At 64.4% G+C, this 16,271-nt stretch carries 17 protein-coding genes; 6 read left to right on the top strand and 11 right to left on the bottom strand.

Translation table 11 applies throughout. The features are described 5' to 3' along the window. Positions 1 to 124: 124 nt before the first annotated feature. Complete coding sequence (gene ribB / locus N551_RS0121960; protein WP_027568700.1) at positions 125 to 1,201, bottom strand: 3,4-dihydroxy-2-butanone-4-phosphate synthase; 1,077 nt, start codon at positions 1,199 to 1,201, stop codon at positions 125 to 127. 174 nt (positions 1,202 to 1,375) lie between these two features. Beyond that, positions 1,376 to 3,103, bottom strand: coding sequence for a cation:proton antiporter (locus tag N551_RS0121955; RefSeq protein WP_027568699.1), 1,728 nt, complete (start codon positions 3,101 to 3,103; stop codon positions 1,376 to 1,378). 67 nt (positions 3,104 to 3,170) lie between these two features. On the opposite strand from N551_RS0121955, the gene N551_RS0121950 reads away from it, so the two are divergent. Further along, the gene (locus N551_RS0121950) at positions 3,171 to 3,698 is read left to right on the top strand and encodes a DUF3124 domain-containing protein (protein WP_027568698.1); all 528 of its coding nucleotides are present in this window, start codon (positions 3,171 to 3,173) and stop codon (positions 3,696 to 3,698) included. A 65-nt stretch (positions 3,699 to 3,763) separates the two neighbouring features. Next, entirely contained in the window at positions 3,764 to 4,996 is a 1,233-nt protein-coding gene (locus N551_RS0121945; RefSeq protein ID WP_027568697.1) for a PLP-dependent aminotransferase family protein, read from the top strand. 4 nt (positions 4,997 to 5,000) lie between these two features. Here the strand turns inward: N551_RS0121945 and N551_RS0121940 are convergent, their stop codons facing one another. Further along, the gene (locus tag N551_RS0121940; RefSeq protein ID WP_018456224.1) at positions 5,001 to 5,273 is read right to left on the bottom strand and encodes a helix-turn-helix domain-containing protein; all 273 of its coding nucleotides are present in this window, start codon (positions 5,271 to 5,273) and stop codon (positions 5,001 to 5,003) included. Between the two features lie 158 nt (positions 5,274 to 5,431). Here N551_RS0121940 and N551_RS0121935 point away from each other — a divergent pair, with 158 nt between their 5' ends. Next, positions 5,432 to 5,884, top strand: a complete 453-nt coding sequence (locus N551_RS0121935) for a hypothetical protein (protein ID WP_027568696.1) — start codon at positions 5,432 to 5,434, stop codon at positions 5,882 to 5,884. Between the two features lie 96 nt (positions 5,885 to 5,980). After that, positions 5,981 to 6,208, top strand: coding sequence for a hypothetical protein (locus N551_RS0121930; RefSeq protein WP_027516531.1), 228 nt, complete (start codon positions 5,981 to 5,983; stop codon positions 6,206 to 6,208). Positions 6,209 to 6,277: 69 nt separating this feature from the next. On the opposite strand, the gene N551_RS0121925 is transcribed toward N551_RS0121930, so the two are convergent. The 8 genes from N551_RS0121925 to N551_RS0121890 form a co-directional block, all read right to left on the bottom strand. Beyond that, positions 6,278 to 7,096 carry an aldo/keto reductase gene (locus tag N551_RS0121925; RefSeq protein WP_027568695.1) on the bottom strand — a complete coding sequence of 273 codons (819 nt, stop codon included), beginning with the start codon at positions 7,094 to 7,096 and terminating at the stop codon, positions 6,278 to 6,280. A gap of 147 nt (positions 7,097 to 7,243) precedes the next feature. After that, the gene (locus N551_RS0121920; RefSeq protein WP_027568694.1) at positions 7,244 to 8,809 is read right to left on the bottom strand and encodes an alkaline phosphatase; all 1,566 of its coding nucleotides are present in this window, start codon (positions 8,807 to 8,809) and stop codon (positions 7,244 to 7,246) included. Positions 8,810 to 8,928: 119 nt separating this feature from the next. Further along, complete coding sequence (locus N551_RS0121915) at positions 8,929 to 9,321, bottom strand: hypothetical protein (protein WP_249802878.1); 393 nt, start codon at positions 9,319 to 9,321, stop codon at positions 8,929 to 8,931. A gap of 134 nt (positions 9,322 to 9,455) precedes the next feature. Next, entirely contained in the window at positions 9,456 to 10,457 is a 1,002-nt protein-coding gene (locus N551_RS0121910) for a nitronate monooxygenase family protein (RefSeq protein WP_027568692.1), read from the bottom strand. Positions 10,458 to 10,550: 93 nt separating this feature from the next. Further along, positions 10,551 to 12,170, bottom strand: a complete 1,620-nt coding sequence (locus N551_RS0121905; protein WP_027568691.1) for a DHA2 family efflux MFS transporter permease subunit — start codon at positions 12,168 to 12,170, stop codon at positions 10,551 to 10,553. Beyond that, positions 12,167 to 13,321: an HlyD family secretion protein gene (locus N551_RS0121900; RefSeq protein ID WP_027568690.1), complete on the bottom strand. Its 1,155-nt coding sequence runs from the start codon at positions 13,319 to 13,321 to the stop codon at positions 12,167 to 12,169. The genes N551_RS0121905 and N551_RS0121900 overlap by 4 nt, the downstream gene beginning before the upstream one ends. A 195-nt stretch (positions 13,322 to 13,516) precedes the next feature. After that, positions 13,517 to 13,675: a hypothetical protein gene (locus N551_RS38965; protein ID WP_007594751.1), complete on the bottom strand. Its 159-nt coding sequence runs from the start codon at positions 13,673 to 13,675 to the stop codon at positions 13,517 to 13,519. Between the two features lie 24 nt (positions 13,676 to 13,699). Further along, positions 13,700 to 14,074: a PRC-barrel domain-containing protein gene (locus N551_RS0121890; RefSeq protein ID WP_027568689.1), complete on the bottom strand. Its 375-nt coding sequence runs from the start codon at positions 14,072 to 14,074 to the stop codon at positions 13,700 to 13,702. 156 nt (positions 14,075 to 14,230) lie between these two features. Here N551_RS0121890 and N551_RS0121885 point away from each other — a divergent pair, with 156 nt between their 5' ends. Together N551_RS0121885 and N551_RS0121880 are read left to right on the top strand one after the other, a co-directional pair. Continuing rightward, positions 14,231 to 16,018, top strand: coding sequence for a thiamine pyrophosphate-requiring protein (locus N551_RS0121885; RefSeq protein WP_027568688.1), 1,788 nt, complete (start codon positions 14,231 to 14,233; stop codon positions 16,016 to 16,018). Between the two features lie 8 nt (positions 16,019 to 16,026). Beyond that, on the top strand, positions 16,027 to 16,254 hold the full coding sequence (locus N551_RS0121880; RefSeq protein WP_027568687.1) for a hypothetical protein: 228 nt from the start codon (positions 16,027 to 16,029) through the stop codon (positions 16,252 to 16,254). The last annotated feature ends 17 nt before the right edge of the window (positions 16,255 to 16,271 follow it).

Below are 16,271 nucleotides of genomic sequence, written 5' to 3'. Positions count from 1 at the left end.
CGACAACGTAAAGCGCCGCGGCAACAAGTGCAATTGCGTTGCAGATGATCGGGTCTGCGTGAATCCCGGGGACCTGCGAGGCGCGCCTCGGGGGATGCGCTTCGCGCACCCCGGGATGACAGCGCTAGCTTTCGAGCAGCTCGTTGGCGACGATCTCGATGCCGAAGCCCGAAAGACCCTTGTAGTCGTGCACGGAGGAGGTGAGATGCCGGATCGAGGTGACGCCGAGATCGCGCAGGATTTGTGCACCGACGCCGACTTCACGCCACTGCCGGTTGCGGTCAGCCTCGGTCGCGCTCTCATCGGGCAGCGGCGCCACGGGGACACCGGCAGCACCGTCGCGCAGATAGACCAGAACGCCACGGCCCGATGTCTTGAAGTGCTCGAGCACCGCCGCCATGCGCTTGTGGCCGGTGAAGATGTCCTTGACGATGTTCGGCTTGTGGAAGCGTGTCAGGACGTTCTTGCCGTCGCCGACGCCGTTATAGACGAAGGCGACGTGGGCGATGGAATCGAACGGCGAGCGGTAGGCATAGCCCTGAAGCGGCCCGATCGGGCTTTCGGTGACGAAGGTCGAGACCCGCTCGATCAGCTTCTCGCGCACCTGGCGGTAGGCGATCATGTCGGCGATGGTGACGTGCTTGAGCTTGTGCTGGGCGGCGAAGCGGGCGACCTGCTCGCCCTTCATTACGCTGCCGTCGTCATTCATCAACTCGCTGATGACGCCGACCGGCGGCAGGCCGGAGAGCTTGCACAGATCGACCGCGGCCTCGGTATGGCCGGAGCGCAGCAGCACGCCGCCGTCCTTGGCGATCAGCGGGAAGATGTGGCCGGGACGGGCGAAATCGTTGGCACCGGCGTTGGGATTGGACAGTGCGCGGCAGCACGAGGCGCGCTCCTCGGCCGAGATGCCGGTGCCGCCGTCGGGCTTGTAGTCGATCGAGACCGTGAATGCGGTGGTGTGCGCGGAATCGTTGTGGGCCACCATCGGATCGAGCCGCAGGCGGCGCGCATCTTCGGTGGTGATCGGCGCGCAAACGATGCCGGAGGTGTGGCGGATGATGAATGCCATCTTCTCGGCGGTGCAGAACGAGGCGGCGACGATCAGATCACCCTCGCCCTCGCGGTCATCGTCGTCGGTGACGACCACGAGCTCACCCCGGGCAAAGGCCTGCAAGACTTCCTGGACGTTATCCGGCATTTCCCAATCTCTATCGGTTATGGCCCGGAGGCTTAGCCGGACTTGGGCCGGGGCGCTAGTGTCCCCGGCGCAACCCATATGCCGGACCGCAGCCCTGCCCGACGGGCGGCTTGCACCGGGCATTCCAGAGATATGGGCGCGGAAAAGCCCCGGTGAGAAGCGGGCCTGGCGCGGTCAGGGCAGCACCTCGCGCCGCTCGCCAAGCCGCTGATCGAGTTCGGCACGCTTGTCGGCCAACAGGCCGGCTTGGGCGGCCTCGATCACCGTGAACAACTCGTGGGCGTCGCTGAGCCGGGTCACGGTGACATAGCTGGCGCCAGCCGCGTAGAGTTCGTCCACATCCGACAACAGATCGGCCGTGGCAATGATCATGGCGGTCGGGTTGAGGGTGCGGACGTGGCGGACCAGCTTCTCGTTGCTGGCCCCCTTCAGAAGCGCATCCGGTACGCTGAGGATGATCATCTCGGACTTGCCGACGCCGGCATGGAGCAGCGTGTCGGCGCTGCTGATATCGCCATAGATCACATGCAGGCCGCGCGAAAGCAGCGTCTGGTACACATTGGGGTTGAAGTCGATCACGGTGATCTGCTCGAGCAGCACCGGTGCCTGCCGTTCGATCTCGGCCAGCAGCGCGCTCGCCGCACGGAAAAAGCCGAGGATGACGATGCGGCGCGCCTCGCCATGGCCTTCGTGCCCTTCCTCGCCTTGGCCATTGCCGTGGTCGAGATCGCGCAGGCCGATCCGCTTCAGGGGACCGATTGCCCAGCGGGTGATCTCATCGCTGCGGGTCATCACGAAGGTCGAGAGCACCGCCAGCACCACGAAGGCGAAGGAGGCCGCATTCGCCGTCTGGGCTGCGATGTGATGGTCGGCCACGCCGGTCTGGATCACCACCAGCGAGAACTCGGAGATCTGCGCGAGATTCAGGGCCGGCAACAGGCTGGCGCGCAGGCCCTGCTTCATTAGATAGAGCGGGACGAAGGTGGTGACGAGGCGGCTCACCACCGTGAACGCCGCGATCATCAGGGCAAGCCCGATCACGGAGAGGCCGGGCACGGGAATGGTCATGCCGAGCGCGACGAAGAACAGCGTGATGAAGAAATCGCGAAGCGTCGTGACCTTGGCCGTGACGTCGAGCGCGTAGGGAAAGGTCGAGAGCGAGACGCCGGCGATCAGGGCGCCCATCTCGCGCGACAGCGACAGCCGCTCGGCGGTCTCGGCGACCAGGAAGCACCAGGCGAGCGCGCCGAGCAGGATCAGCTCGGGGCGGCGGGCGATCTGGTGAAACAGGCGCGGCAGCACGTAGCGGCTCACCAGCAGTGCCGCGGCGACCAGCACGGCGACGCGGCCGATCGAGAGCAGGATGACGCTGATTTCCAGATTGGCGAGGCTCGGCTGCACCGCCAGGAACAGGATCGCGAAGATGTCCTGGAGCACCAGCACGCCGAGGGTGATGCGGCCCGGCAGCGTGTCGAGCTCGCGCTTCTCGTAGAGCACCTTGACGATGATGACGGTGCTCGACAGCGCGCAGGCGACGCAGAGATAAACCGCGTCGAACTGGCCCCCACCGAGCGACAGGCCGATGCCGACGAAGAACAGCGCCCCGAGCAGGCAGCCGCCGAGGAGCTGGCCGCCCGCCGCGAACAGGATGACCTTTCCCGCCCGCACGATCTTCTTCAGGTCGATCTCCAAGCCGATCATGAACAGCATGAAGATCAGGCCGAGTTCGGAGATGACGCTGATCGATTCCTGCGACTTGACCCAGCCGGCGCCAAATGGACCAATACAGAAGCCCGCGATAAGGTAGGCCAGGATCAGCGGTTGCCTGGAGAAGTGGGCAAGCAGGCCCAGCATCCAGGCAAACAGGATACAGAGAGTGATGTCGCGAATGAGCTCGTGCATGCCAGATTGGTCCGTTTTGCCGCACCCTAGTGATCGAGTGCGGCGCGGCAAGCGAGCAATTCGTCACATGCGGATGGGGCTCGCCATTGCAATGCTGCTATGCCCCCTCGCCTGCTCCGTGCCCGCGTTCGCTCAATCCAAGGTCAATATCGAACAAAGCTTTGCCGATTCCCTCACCGCACTGCCAAAAGAAGAACTCGCCGTCTCCGGCGGGTTCTACGTGCCCGCCTATTCCAGCGTCGCGATGAGCCAGGGCAAGCTGCGCGTCGACTTCTCGGTGACCCTGAGCGTGCACAACGCCTCCGAGACGCAAGCACTGGTGGTCAAACGCATCGCCTATTTCGACACCGCGGGCAAGCAGGTCGAGAGCTATCTGAAGGCACCCGTCGCGTTGAAGCCCCTCGCCACCGTCTCGATCTTCATTCCGACCGACGACGTACGCGGCGGGACCGGAGCCAATTTCCTCGTCGATTGGGCCGCAACAAGCGAGATCGCCGAGCCTGCCGTCGAGGCCTTGATGGTTGGCGGCGTCGCCAATGCGCATTACGCTTTCATCAGCCAGGGCCGTCCGACCCGGACGGTCGGCAAGAAATAAGCAAGAAGCATGACTGACCGGCGCAAAGCCGGCAGCCTGACAAGAATAGAACGAGGAACGCTCCAATGACGTCCAGCTTCGATTTTGCGCCCCTGTTTCCCGCAGGGCTGCCGGCCCCCTCTGCGCGCTGGACGGGCCTTGCCAAATACAGTTTTGTCGGCGGCAATAACGACTCCGAGCAGGTGCCGCTCGATCATCTGATCGAGGCGGCCAACCTGGCTCTGCAACGCGAAGGCCGCTCGCTCGCCACTTACGGGCTGGCACATGGTCCCCAGGGCTATCTGCCCTTGCGCGAATTCCTGGTGACAAAACTCAAGCGCGATGCCGGCATCAACTGCACGGTCGACGACCTCCTGATCGTGTCCGGCTCGCTGCAGGCACTGGACCTCGTCAACGCCACGCTGCTGACGCGCGGCGATACCGTGATCTTCGAGCAGGATAGCTATCAGGGCTCGCTGACCCGCCTGGCGCGGCTCGGGGTCAACGTGATTGGCATTCCCCTCGACAAGGACGGCATGCGCATTGACGTGCTGGCCACGACGCTGGCCGACCTCAAGGGCCGCGGCATCCGGCCGAAATACATCTACACCATTCCGACCGTGCAGAACCCGACCGGCAGCATCATGCCGGAGGGCCGCCGCACCGAGCTGTTGCGGCTGTCAGCGGACTACGGCGTGCCGATCTTCGAGGACGATTGCTATGCCGATCTGGTCTGGTCAGGGCAGCGGCCGCCGGCGATTTATGCGATGAGCCCGAACGGCGGCGTGATCCATATCGGCTCGTTCTCGAAGTCGATCGCGCCCGCGCTGCGCGTCGGCTTCATCGTCGCGCCCTGGGATGTGATGTCGCGGATGCTGGCGCTGAAGACGGACGCCGGCTCCGGCGCGTTGGAGCAGATGGTGCTCGCTGCCTATTGCAAGCCGTATTTCTCGACCCACGTGCCGGCGCTGACCAAGGCGCTACGCACCAAGCTCGACACGCTGATGGAGGCCGTCAACGAGCAGTTCGGGACGGCAGCCGAGTTCGAGGAGCCCAAGGGCGGCATCTTCCTGTGGGTGAAGCTGCCCGATCAGGTGGATACGCTAAAGCTGTATCAGGCCGCGCTTGCCGCCGGCGTCTCGATCAATCCGGGGCCGGAATGGTCGACCGACAAAACCCACTCCAGATCGCGACTGCGGCTGTGCTTTGCGAGCCCCTCGCATCAGCAGATCCGCGAGGGCGTCGCCGTGCTAGCCGAGATCTGCCGCAAGGAGTTCGGCGTGCCGGCCCGCAGCGCCAATGTGGAGAAGCGAGCCTGAGCCTTCAGACGATCTGAGGCTGGCTGCCGTGGATCGCGGAGGCCAGCCGCAGCAGCAGCACGATCGAGACGTTGCCCTTGCCGGCCTCGATCTGGGCGATGTAGCGCTCGGAAATCCCGGAGCGGCGGGCAAGCTCCCGCCGCGACAGGACGCAGCGCATGCGTGAGGACTTCAAGCGGTCGCCCAGCTCGGCCAGAAACGCGCTCTCGGAATAAGGCGGCACGGCGCAGCTCCCGGGCAGCACCTCGCCTGCGAAATCCCTGACTTGATTCAGCATCGGTCTATCCAATTTCGCCTTCGGGAGCGCCATCCTACCCCGGAAGCGGCCGGCCTCATTGACGCGGATCAAATTCGCGCGCGATTGGCGGTCAGCGTGGACGATTGCTCGCAGGATGCTACAGTTCGGAATCATTCGGAGGTGGGGCTTTTCAGAACATGAGGCGTTGTTTGAACCGCTGGATCGCGGCAGCAGTGCTGTGGGTTGCGTTCGAGCCGGCGGCTGGTGCCGAGTCGCTCGCGGCGACCGTTGAGCAATGGGGTCTGCTCGGCTCATGGGCGATCGACTGCGCGGTCCGGCCCGACCGCGACAAGGGCGCGCTCTTGATTTACGAGATCCGCAAGGACGGAAGGGTGATGTACCGGCGCAATTTCGGCGAGACCAAGGACGAAAACGAAGTGGTATCGGCGACGGTCAGCGCCGACGGCATGCTCAATGTGATGGTGTACTTCCCATCGCTGCAGCAGACGCGCGAGTTTGGCCTGCTCCTTTCGAAGCAAGGCAGCTTGCGCGCAATCTACAATCGCAGCGAGCGCGGCGAGTACACGATCAGGGACGGCAAATACGTCGCGACCGGCGCGCCAACACCTGCACAACAGCGCTGCGATTAACCCACCTGAACAGGCGTTCAGAAATCTCCTGCGATTCCTCCGGAACGTTCCCGCGAATGCGCCGTTTAGATTTGCATTCCATTGGAGGAGGACATCATGAAGAAGTTTGGTTATGTGCTTGCCGCTGTCGGCGCGCTCGCGGTTGCACTGCCGACGCTCGCCAGCGCGGAGACGGTGGTGATCAAGCGCGGAGGTCATCATCACGGCATGTATGGTGCCCGCGCCGAATACGGCATGCATCGCGATCACGGCTGGCATCGCGGCTGGCGCCATCGCGACCGCGTCGTCGTGATCAAGCGTGGTCACCGCCATCATTGGGACTAATGCGCAACGCAATATGGAAATGGCCCCTCGCGGGGCCATTTCTTTGCTTGCACGAAACGTTCGGCGAGGTCAGTCCCATGCCGGCGCGAAGCCGGGATTGACGCAGCGCCTGTCCTTCGGCAGCGCGGCGATCTTGTTGCGGTCGGCATCATCGAGGGTGATCTTCAGCGCGTCGAGATTGGCCTGCTGGCTCTCTCGGCGTGAGGCTTTCGGGATCGCGGCGACACCGTCCTGGTCGAGCAGCCATTTCAGCGCGACCTGCGCGGCGGTTGCATTGTGCCTCGCGCCGATCTCGGCCAGCACCGGATCGGAGGCGGCGCGCCCCTGTGCCAACGGGCAATAGGCCACCAGCGGGATCGATTTGGCGTTGAGATAGGCCAGCACCTTCGATTGATCGAGCATGGCGTGATATTCGATCTGATTGCAGGCGATCGGCGCCTTAATGTCCTCGACCGCGATCTTCAGCAGCGCCGTGGTGAAGTTGGCGACGCCGATCGCCCGCGTGCGCCCCTCCTCCTTCAGCTTCATCAAGGTCTCGAACACCGCGCCCCAGTTCGCCGCCTTGGACGGCCAGTGCACGAGATAGAGCTCGACATGGTCGAGCCGCAGCTTCTTCAGGCTGGCGTCGAAAACGCGGCGAATGGCGTCGGGGCTGAGGTTCTCGTGCCAGACTTTCGTCGTGACGTGCAGCTCGCCCCGGGGCAGCCGGGCCGCGGCGAGCGCGGCGCCGATCGATTCTTCGTTGCCGTACATCTCGGCGGTATCGATATGGCGATAGCCGATCGACAGCGCGCTCTCGACTGCCGCGCGGCAGGCATCGCCCTGCATGCGGAAGGTCCCGAGGCCGAGCTTGGGCATGCTGATGCCCTGTGTCTTGAGATGATCCATGAAAAGGCTCCTGACATCGTTCAGCCCGCCGGAGGCCAGCAGCGATGCTGCGTGAGCAGACTCCTTGGGAATGGAAAAGAGGTGGCGGGAATGGACAGCATAGCGCGGCAGGCGCAATGCGGCCAATCAAGATCGGGTTAGCGTCCCTCAGGAATGCTGCGCCATCACGGCTGGACGCGCCTGCGGCTGCGGCTCGATATCGACCGACCAGAGGTCCCGGTTGTCGACGTCCTTCAGCGTCACTGTCATCACGCCGGTCCGGCCATCGATGTCGACCTTGCCGAAGAACTGCAGTCCGAAACAGGGCGCGAGGTTTTCCCCCTGCGCCTCGCTGCACCCGTTCTGGTACATCGCGACCGGACCAAAGGTATTGTCGAGCTCGCCCGGCCCCCAGGTGCCGGCATGCAAGGGCCCCGAGACGAATTCCCAGAACGGTTCGAACTCCTGGAATTGCGCCCTGTTCGGATCGTAATAGTGCGCGGCGGTGTAATGCATGTCGGCGGTGAGCCAGACGATGTTGCGGAGTCCGGCGTGCTTGATGGACGCGAGAAGATCGGCGATCTCGTGCTCGCGCCGGTCGAGCGGCCCATTACCCAGTGCAACCGCATCGAGGCTGACCAGCCCGATCGGCAGGTCGGCCGCGATCACCTTCCAGGTCGCGCGCGAGGCCGCGAGCTCACGCTTCAGCCAGGCGAGCTGTTCGGCGCCCAGGATCCAGCCGCGGTGATCTTCGCCCTTGTTCCAGCTCTCGTCGCGATAGCTGCGCATGTCGATCATGAAGACGTCGAGCAGCGGGCCATAGGCGATCTTGCGATAGACCCGCCCCTTTCGCGCGCCGATGTCGTGGATCGGCATGAAGTCGAAGAACGCGCGGCGGGCGCGCGCGACCAGGCGCGGGGTGCCGTCATCCTCATGGCCGGCGGCGTCATAGCTGCCGGTCGGCGACCAGTCGTTGGTGACCTCGTGGTCGTCCCATTGCGCGAACATCGGCACCTCGGCATGGAAGGCGCGGAAGTGCTCGTCGAGATGGTTGTATTTGTAATTGCCGCGGAACTGCGCCAGCGTGTGCGCGACCTCGGATTTCTCCTCGGTCACGACATTGCGCCAGATCTCGCCGTTCGGCAGCTTCTGCTCGGAGGGGATCGTGCAGTCGGCGTAGATGTGGTCGCCGGAGTGGATGAAGAAGTCGGGGCGATTGTCGAGCATGGTGCGATAGCTGCGGTAGCCGCCGCGCGATGTGTCGATGCCCCAGCCCTGCCCCGCAGTATCACCGGACCACAGGAACGAGATCGACCGGCCGGCAGCCGGCGCAGTGCGGAAATGGCCGATGCGGCTTTCGCCGGCGATGCCGGTCGCGATGTCGTCGAAGCGCACACGATAGAAGATGTCCTGCCCGGGCGGCAGATCTTCCAGCAGCAGTTTCGAGGTGAAGTCGGTATCGGGCGACGCATCGCGCGAAGCCGACGCGATGACGGTCTTGAAGCTTTCCCCGGACGAATAATCCACCCGCATCCGCGCCGGCCTGTCGGCACGCGCCCAGATCACGGCGGAGCCATCCGAGACGTCGCCGGACTGGATGCCGCCTGCGATCTGCGGACGATCCGCGGCGCGGCTGAGATGCGGCGTTGCGAGCGCGGCAACGGCGAGGCTCGAGGTGGAACGGACCAGGAATTGCCGCCGGGTCCAGGCGCGCGAGGCGCGGAGCGCTACCATTCAGGAAACCTTCGTCGACTAGCGACGGAAGGTGCCTGCGTCGTTTGACCCCCGGCTTACGGTTTCTTGACCGCGGGCCTACGGTTTTACGACGTGCGGATGACGGCTCGGAGCTGAACCTAATGCTTCCAGTTGCAGATGCCGCCGCTGCGGCACGGCCAGGTCTGGATACGGGTGTCCATCGCCTGCGCGTCGAGCGGATTGCCATGGCGATGCGCGAGCTTGGTGCGTGCCGCGCCGCGCGGCTGCGCGGGCTTGGCGTGCGCGACCTTCGGCTCCGACACGCGCACGCGTTCGGCGGCGACCTTCTTCGGCACGTCGACCGGCTCGGCGCGCGCCTGCGCCTCGTTGCCGCCGCGCGCCTCCAGCGCGACCGGCGCGAACTGGGTTTCGGGCCCGAGCCGCTTCGGCGACAACACCGCCTTCGAAAGATCGAGGCCGAGATATTCACTGGGTTTGTAGTCGTCAGCGCGCGCGACGCCGCCCCATGCGAGCACGAGGGCAACGGCCATTGCAAAAGGAGCGCTCTTTGGAATCACGGACGCCTCCTGAAATTGATTGTTAAGAGGTAATTTACCTCTATTTAGGAGGCGTCGCGCGCAATTCCAGCGGTCAACTGCCGCCGTGGTTAAGAAGTTTGGCGGTGTCAGGCGACCTTTCGCGGTGCACCCGTCTCTTCAAGAAACCCCATCAGACGGGTGCGGATGATGGTTTCCGCCTCAGCCATGATCCTGTCGACGAGTTCCTTGCAGGTGGGGATGTCGTGGATAAGGCCTGCGACCATGCCGCAGCTCCACGCGCCCGCGTCCATCTGCCCGTCCAGCATGATCCTGGGATAGACGCCCGCGACCTGGTCGTGGATGTCGTCGATCTTCAGCTTGTCGCCCTTCTCGCGTTCGATCTCGAGCAGGCGGTCGACATTGGCGTTCTTCAGGACGCGCTCGGTGTTGCGCAGGCTGCGCATGATCAGGCGGGTGTCGAGCTCGGTCGCCGCGACCAGCGCATTCTTGACGTTCTGGTGCACCGGCGCTTCCTTGGTGGCGATGAAGCGCGTGCCCATGTTCATGCCGGCCGCCCCTAGCGACAGCGCCGCGACGAGGCTGCGGCCGTCGGCCATGCCGCCGGACGCGACGAACGGAATCTTCAATTCCTCCGCCGCGCGCGGCAGCAAAATCATGTTGGGAATGTCGTCCTCGCCGGGATGGCCGCCACACTCAAAGCCGTCGACGCTGACGGCGTCGCATCCGATGCGCTCGGCTTTCAGGGAGTGGCGCACCGAGGTGCATTTGTGGATGACCTTGATACCGGCGGCCTTCAGCGCGGGCATGTAGGCTTCCGGGCTGCGGCCGGCGGTCTCCACGGACTTGATGCCGCCTTCGACGATCGCCGCGATGTATTCCGGATAAGGCGGCGCGGCGAAGGTCGGCAGGAAAGTGAGGTTCACGCCGAACGGCTTGTCGGTCATGTCGCGGCAGCGTGCGATCTCTTTTGCCAGCAGCTCCGGCGTCTTCTGCGTGAGACCGGTGATGATGCCGAGCCCGCCGGCATTGGAGACGGCAGCCGCCAGCTCGGCAAAGCCGACGAAATGCATGCCGCCCTGGATGATGGGGTGCTCGATGCCGAACAGTTCGGTGATCGCGGTCTTCACTTAAATTACCTCCCGGGCTTTTGCTTGACGCTTGAACCAGTCTAGCCGGACTTTTGCGCCGCGGTCACCCTTTCTCTCCGAACGGCCGTTGGCTCAATGCCCCCGCGCGGGAGCGCCCAGCTTGATCGGGCGCAGCACCGCGGCGGTCGGGATCATCAGCACCGCGATGATCGCGAGCGTCCAGAACACGTCGATATAAGCGAGCAAATCGACTTGGTGCTGCAAAGTGCGGCCGACCCAGGCGACCGCCTGCGCGGCCGCATCGCTGGCATTCGAGCCCTGAGCCTGAAAGAAGCGGGTCATCGTCTCGATGGTCTGCTGATAGCCGAGATCCGACGGCGCGGCGTGCTCGATCAGGCGGCTCTGGTGGAATTGCTGGCGCTGCGCCAGAATTGTCTGCGCCAGCGCGACGCCCATGGAGCCGCCGATATTGCGTGCGACGTTGATCAGCGCCGAGGCCTGGTTGGTCTTGTCGGGCGGCACGCCGTCATAGGACGCGGTCGTGACCGGCAGGAACAGGAAAGGCAGACCGAGGGCGAGAAAGATGCGCGACATCGCGGCGTAGCCATAGGTGATGTCGCCGGTGAGACCCGTGAGATGCCACATCGAGAACGCGACGATGGCGGCACCGAACATGATGAGGTATTTCGGCTGCACGCTGCTGACGAGACGCCCCACCACCGGCATCAGCACCAGGGTCGCGATTCCGCCCGGTGACAGCGCGAGACCCGCCAGCATCGCGGTGTAGTTCAAATCGCTCTGGAGCAGCTGCGGCAAAAGCTGCGTCGTCGAGATCAGCACCGCGCCGGTCGCAAGCATGACCAGAAAGCAGGCGGCGAACTGGCGGCGGCCGAGCAGGCGGAGATCGACGATGGGATCCTCGCGCGTCAGCTCCCACGGGATCAGCGCAAGCAGGGAGACGGCCGAAAGCACCGCGAAGAACACGATCATGTTCGAGCCGAACCAGTCGCTGCGCTGGCCTTCGTCGAGCACGTATTCGAGCGAGCCGAGCCCGATCGCGACCAGCAGGAAGCCGACATAGTCAACCCGCAGGCCCTTGCTCAGCAGCTTCTCCCTCTCCTCCTCCGCACTCGAGGGCTCCTTGACCAGTGTGCCGACCAGGAACAGCGACAGCAATCCCATGGGAACGTTGATCAGGAACACCCAGTGCCAGGTGTAGGTGTCGGTGATCCAGCCACCGAGCGTCGGACCGACCACGGGCGCGACCACGACCGCGACGCCGTAGATCGCGAAGGCCTGGCCGCGCTTGTGCGGCGGGAAGGAGTCGGCGAGGATCGCCTGCTCGCTGGTCGCCATGCCGCCGCCGCCAAGGCCCTGAAGGATGCGGAACAGCACCAGCGCCTGCAAATTCCAGGCGAAGCCGCACAAAAGCGAGGAGACCGTGAAGATCGCAACGCAGATCATGTAGAAGCGCTTGCGACCGATCACGGTCGACAGCCAGCCCGAGATCGACAGCACGATGGCGTTGGCGACGAGATAGCTGGTGATGACGTAGGTGCTCTCGTCGATGCCGACGGCGAGCCCACCGGCGATGTGGCGCAAGGCAACGTTGGCGATGGTGGTGTCGAGCACCTCCATGAAGGTCGCGATCGAGACGACGAATGCGATGAGGTAGGGATTATGACCGCCCGCCGCCGAGCGCTCGGGCGACCAGCCGCCCGCGGACGCGCCGCCCTGCGCCGTGTCGGTCATCGCACCCTGGTCCAGGGTACGACCGACATGCCGGGACCAACGGGCAAATCGGCCGGCCAGCTGTCGACCACGATCTTCACCGGCACGCGCTGTACCACCTTGACGTAATTGCCGGTGGCGTTCTCTGCCGGCAGCAGGCTGAACGCGGTGCCGGAGCCCGGCTGCACGGACTCGACATGGCCGGTGAGCTTGCGCCCGGGATAGGCGTCGATGCGGATCTCGACCGGCTGGCCCGGCCGCATGTCGTTGAGCTGCGTCTCCTTGTAGTTGGCGACGATCCAGACCTCGTCGGGCACGAACATCATCAGGCTCTGGCCCGCGTTGACGAAGGTGCCCTTGGCGCCGCTGAGTTTGACGACGCGGCCGGACTGCGCCGCAACGACACTGGTGTATTGCAGGTTCAGCTTGGCCTGATCGAGCTGCGCCTGCGACTGCTCGAGCTGCGCCCGGGCGCCCTCAAGCTGCGCCTGCAGCGTCTTGATGCCGACTTGCGCGGCCGTTACCGCGGTCTTCGCGCGCTCGGTATTGGCCTGCTGCGCCTGAAGATCGGAGCGGGTCTGCTGCTGGCGCTGCACGGTGCCAGCGCCCTTCTCGACAAGATCTTCCGCGCGCTTGAACTCCTCCTGCGAGAACTGGAGCTGCGCCTGCGCTTGTTCGAGCTGCGCCTGGGCCTGCTTGATCTGCTCCTGCTGCGAAACGATCTGCGCCTCGACATTGGCGATGTTCGCCCTGGCGACCGCGACCTGCGCATTGGCTTGATCGATGGCGATGCGATAGTCGCGCTCGTCGATCTTGGCGAGAAGGTCCCCGGCTTTGACGTGCTGGTTGTCCGTGACCGGGATGTCGGTCACGTAGCCGCCGACCTTGGAGGCCACGGAAAAGCTGCGCGCCGCGACGAAGGCATCGTCGGTGGATTCATAGTGGCGCACCTCGAGCCAGTAGAGCAATCCGACGATCAGAGCTGCCAGCAAGACGATGGCGCCGACGCTTGCCAGCAACCAATGCTCGCGAATTCGGTCGCGCAGCGACGGTGCCTGCGCCGGCTTCGCGTCCTCGGCGTCGGGGGCCTGATCAGGAGATGTCTTCGGAGCTTGCTTTGCCCTCAGCGGCTGCTCCGCGGACGGTCCACGCTCCCGTGTTTGAGCATCCACGGTGAACACCTTTCTTGGGGATCAAACTGGCGGCAGAGCCGCCAAAGCCGGCACACGCGCCGCGAGCCCAACTGCAACTCCTGATCATGGTTCCGCTTGTGTTGCGAGCACCATCGCGTTCGTGAACGCCTGCCCAAAAAGCGAGCGCGGCACACTGGGTGCCGCGCACGCCTCTCACGGGAAATGCACCAGGAGTCAGTGCGTCTTCGTCGCGTGCCACTTCTCGAGATCGGGCTTCACCTCGTCCGATCCCTGCTCCTTTTCCGGAGTGCCCTTCCAGGGCTTGTCCGTCTGCTTGTGCGAACCCCAGTCGCTCTGCTGCCGAGGATCGTCGTTAGGCCGTTCCTTGCTCATCGAGCTTCCTTTCGGCGGAAACGCTTACGCGAAGGGGACGCCGTAATAGGAGTTGATGCCGCGAACCGCGGCGTCATCACCCCAGTTCCAATCACTCCGTTCGCCGTATTTCGGCGCGCCTTCCAGTTCCTTGGTGGTGATGCCCGTGACGTAACCGCCGAGCTCCGTGTCGTATTTCAGCGACTGCCACGGCAGCGGATAATGGTCGTTGCCGAGGCCCAGAAATCCGCCGAAGCCGAGCACGGCGTAGGACACCTTGCCGCTGACCTTGTCGATCATCACGCGTTCGATCGAGCCGATTTTGTTGCGATCGGCGCCGTAGACCGATGTTCCCTCGACCTTGTCGCTACCGATCAACCGACCCATTTCGTCTCGGTCCAGTTCACCCTGATTCAACATCTCAATTCTCCACTCAGCCAGTGTGGAGACAACCCGATGAGGTGCGCGATCGTTCCGGCATGTTCCGTCAGACTTGAGGAACATCGCCGGAAACGGGCGGTTCTCTCAGCTTCAAATCCCGGAAACCAAATACCGGAAAACGAAGGGCCGCCCTCGATGTCCCAGACCGTCTCCGACTTCATCGTTCAACGTCTGCATCAATGGGGCGTGCGCCACCTCTTTGGCTATCCCGGCGACGGCATCAACGGCGTATTCGGCGCCCTCCAGCGCGCTGAGGGCAAGATCGGTTTCGTCCAGGCGCGGCACGAGGAAATGGCCGCCTTCATGGCGACGGCCTATGCGAAGTTCTCGGGCCAGATCGGGGTCTGTATCGCAACTTCGGGCCCCGGCGCCTCGCATCTGATCACCGGGCTCTATGATGCCCTGCTGGATCACCAGCCGGTGCTCGCGATCGTCGGTCAGCAGGCACGCAATGCACTGGGCGGACATTATCAGCAGGAACTCGATCTGGTCTCGATGTTCAAGGACGTGGCTGGCGCCTACGTCATGCAAGCATCCTCGCCGGCGCAGATCCGGCATCTGATCGATCGGTCGATCCGGATCGCGTTGGCTCGGCGGACGCCAACGGTGATCATCCTGCCCAACGATATCCAGGAGGAGCCCTACGAGGATCCGCCGCGCGCTCACGGCACCCTGCACTCCGGCATCGGCTATAGCGCGCCAAGCATCAAGCCTCGTGACGCTGACCTCGACCGCGCCGCCCAGGTGCTCAACGCCGGCAAGAAGGTCGCGATGCTCATCGGCGCCGGCGCGCTCCACGCCACCGAGGAGGTGATCGCGGTCGCCGACCGCTTGTCCGCCGGCTGCGCCAAGGCGCTGCTCGGCAAGGCAGCGCTCCCGGACGATCTGCCGTGGGTCACCGGCTCGATCGGCCTGCTCGGCACCGAGCCCAGCTACAACATGATGATGGAATGCGACACGCTGCTGATGGTCGGCTCCGCCTTTCCCTATGCCGAATTCCTGCCGAAGGAAGGCGCGGCGCGCGGCGTGCAGATCGATATCGACGCCAGCATGATGTCGATCCGCTTTCCCATGGAGGTCGGTCTCGTCGGCGATGCCGCCGAGACGCTGCGCGCCCTGCTGCCGCGACTGAAACCGAAGAGTGACGGTGCCTGGCGTCAGGGGATCCAGGACGACGTCGGGAAATGGTGGAAGACGCTGGATGATCGTGCACATCAGCCTGCGGCACCGGTCAATCCGCAGCTCGTCGCCTGGGAGCTGTCTCCGCGCCTGCCGGACCGTGCCGTCATCACCAGCGATTCCGGCTCCTGCGCCAACTGGTTCGCGCGCGACCTGAAGATGCGCCGCGGCATGACGGCCTCGCTCTCAGGCGGCCTCGCCTCGATGGGTGCCGCGGTGCCCTATGCGCTCGCCGCGAAATACGCCCATTCCGACCGGCCGGTGATTGCCCTCGTCGGCGACGGCGCGATGCAGATGAACAACATGGCGGAGCTGATTACCGCCGCCAAGTATTGGCGCGACTGGACGGATCCGCGCTTCATCGTCTGCGTCTTCAACAACGAAGACCTCAACCAGGTGACTTGGGAGCAACGCATCATCAACGGCGATCCGAAATTCGAGGCATCGCAGCGCATCCCGAACGTGTCCTATTCGCGGTTTGCCGAGCTGATCGGCCTCTCCGGCATCTACGTCGACAGCCCGCAGCTGCTAGGCTCGGCTTGGGACCAAGCGCTCGCGAGCGAGATGCCGGTGGTGCTGGAGGTGAAGACCGACCCCGAAGTGCCGCCGCTGCCGCCGCACATCACCTTGCAGCAGGCCAAGAACTTCTCTCTTGCGCTGATGAAGGGCGATCCCAACGAGAGCGGAGTGATAAAGGGCGCGGCGCGGCAGGTGCTGGCAAAGATCCTGCCTGGAAGTGAATGAGGTGAAGCATGAGCGATTTCCGCGATATCCAGCACGGCGTCAACGATCCCGTCGATGGTCTCGACGTGAAGCGACAGATCAACGACAACCGGACGCCGCATGAACGGGCACAAAGCCATGCAGACGTACGTGCCGAGGCCACCGCCACGCCGACCGAGCCGTTTCTGCCCGAACGACTTCGGCGCAAGCCGACGGACCCAATCAACCCACGGAGCGGGAGGAGACCGACGGATTAGCCGTTAGGAACTCCGGC

The organism is Bradyrhizobium sp. URHA0013 (assembly GCF_000518345.1).
Classification (GTDB): domain Bacteria; phylum Pseudomonadota; class Alphaproteobacteria; order Rhizobiales; family Xanthobacteraceae; genus Bradyrhizobium.
This window is presented reverse-complemented; position numbering and strand designations above follow the sequence as displayed.

Coding starts and splice junctions, on each gene's coding strand:
- ribB (WP_027568700.1), bottom strand. CDS start 1,201: ATGCCGGATAACGTCCAGGAAGTCTTGCAGGCCTTTGCCCGGGGTGAG.
- N551_RS0121955 (WP_027568699.1), bottom strand. CDS start 3,103: ATGCACGAGCTCATTCGCGACATCACTCTCTGTATCCTGTTTGCCTGG.
- N551_RS0121950 (WP_027568698.1), top strand. CDS start 3,171: ATGCGGATGGGGCTCGCCATTGCAATGCTGCTATGCCCCCTCGCCTGC.
- N551_RS0121945 (WP_027568697.1), top strand. CDS start 3,764: ATGACGTCCAGCTTCGATTTTGCGCCCCTGTTTCCCGCAGGGCTGCCG.
- N551_RS0121940 (WP_018456224.1), bottom strand. CDS start 5,273: ATGCTGAATCAAGTCAGGGATTTCGCAGGCGAGGTGCTGCCCGGGAGC.
- N551_RS0121935 (WP_027568696.1), top strand. CDS start 5,432: ATGAGGCGTTGTTTGAACCGCTGGATCGCGGCAGCAGTGCTGTGGGTT.
- N551_RS0121930 (WP_027516531.1), top strand. CDS start 5,981: ATGAAGAAGTTTGGTTATGTGCTTGCCGCTGTCGGCGCGCTCGCGGTT.
- N551_RS0121925 (WP_027568695.1), bottom strand. CDS start 7,096: ATGGATCATCTCAAGACACAGGGCATCAGCATGCCCAAGCTCGGCCTC.
- N551_RS0121920 (WP_027568694.1), bottom strand. CDS start 8,809: ATGGTAGCGCTCCGCGCCTCGCGCGCCTGGACCCGGCGGCAATTCCTG.
- N551_RS0121915 (WP_249802878.1), bottom strand. CDS start 9,321: ATGGCCGTTGCCCTCGTGCTCGCATGGGGCGGCGTCGCGCGCGCTGAC.
- N551_RS0121905 (WP_027568691.1), bottom strand. CDS start 12,170: ATGACCGACACGGCGCAGGGCGGCGCGTCCGCGGGCGGCTGGTCGCCC.
- N551_RS38965 (WP_007594751.1), bottom strand. CDS start 13,675: ATGAGCAAGGAACGGCCTAACGACGATCCTCGGCAGCAGAGCGACTGG.
- N551_RS0121890 (WP_027568689.1), bottom strand. CDS start 14,074: ATGTTGAATCAGGGTGAACTGGACCGAGACGAAATGGGTCGGTTGATC.
- N551_RS0121885 (WP_027568688.1), top strand. CDS start 14,231: ATGTCCCAGACCGTCTCCGACTTCATCGTTCAACGTCTGCATCAATGG.
- N551_RS0121880 (WP_027568687.1), top strand. CDS start 16,027: ATGAGCGATTTCCGCGATATCCAGCACGGCGTCAACGATCCCGTCGAT.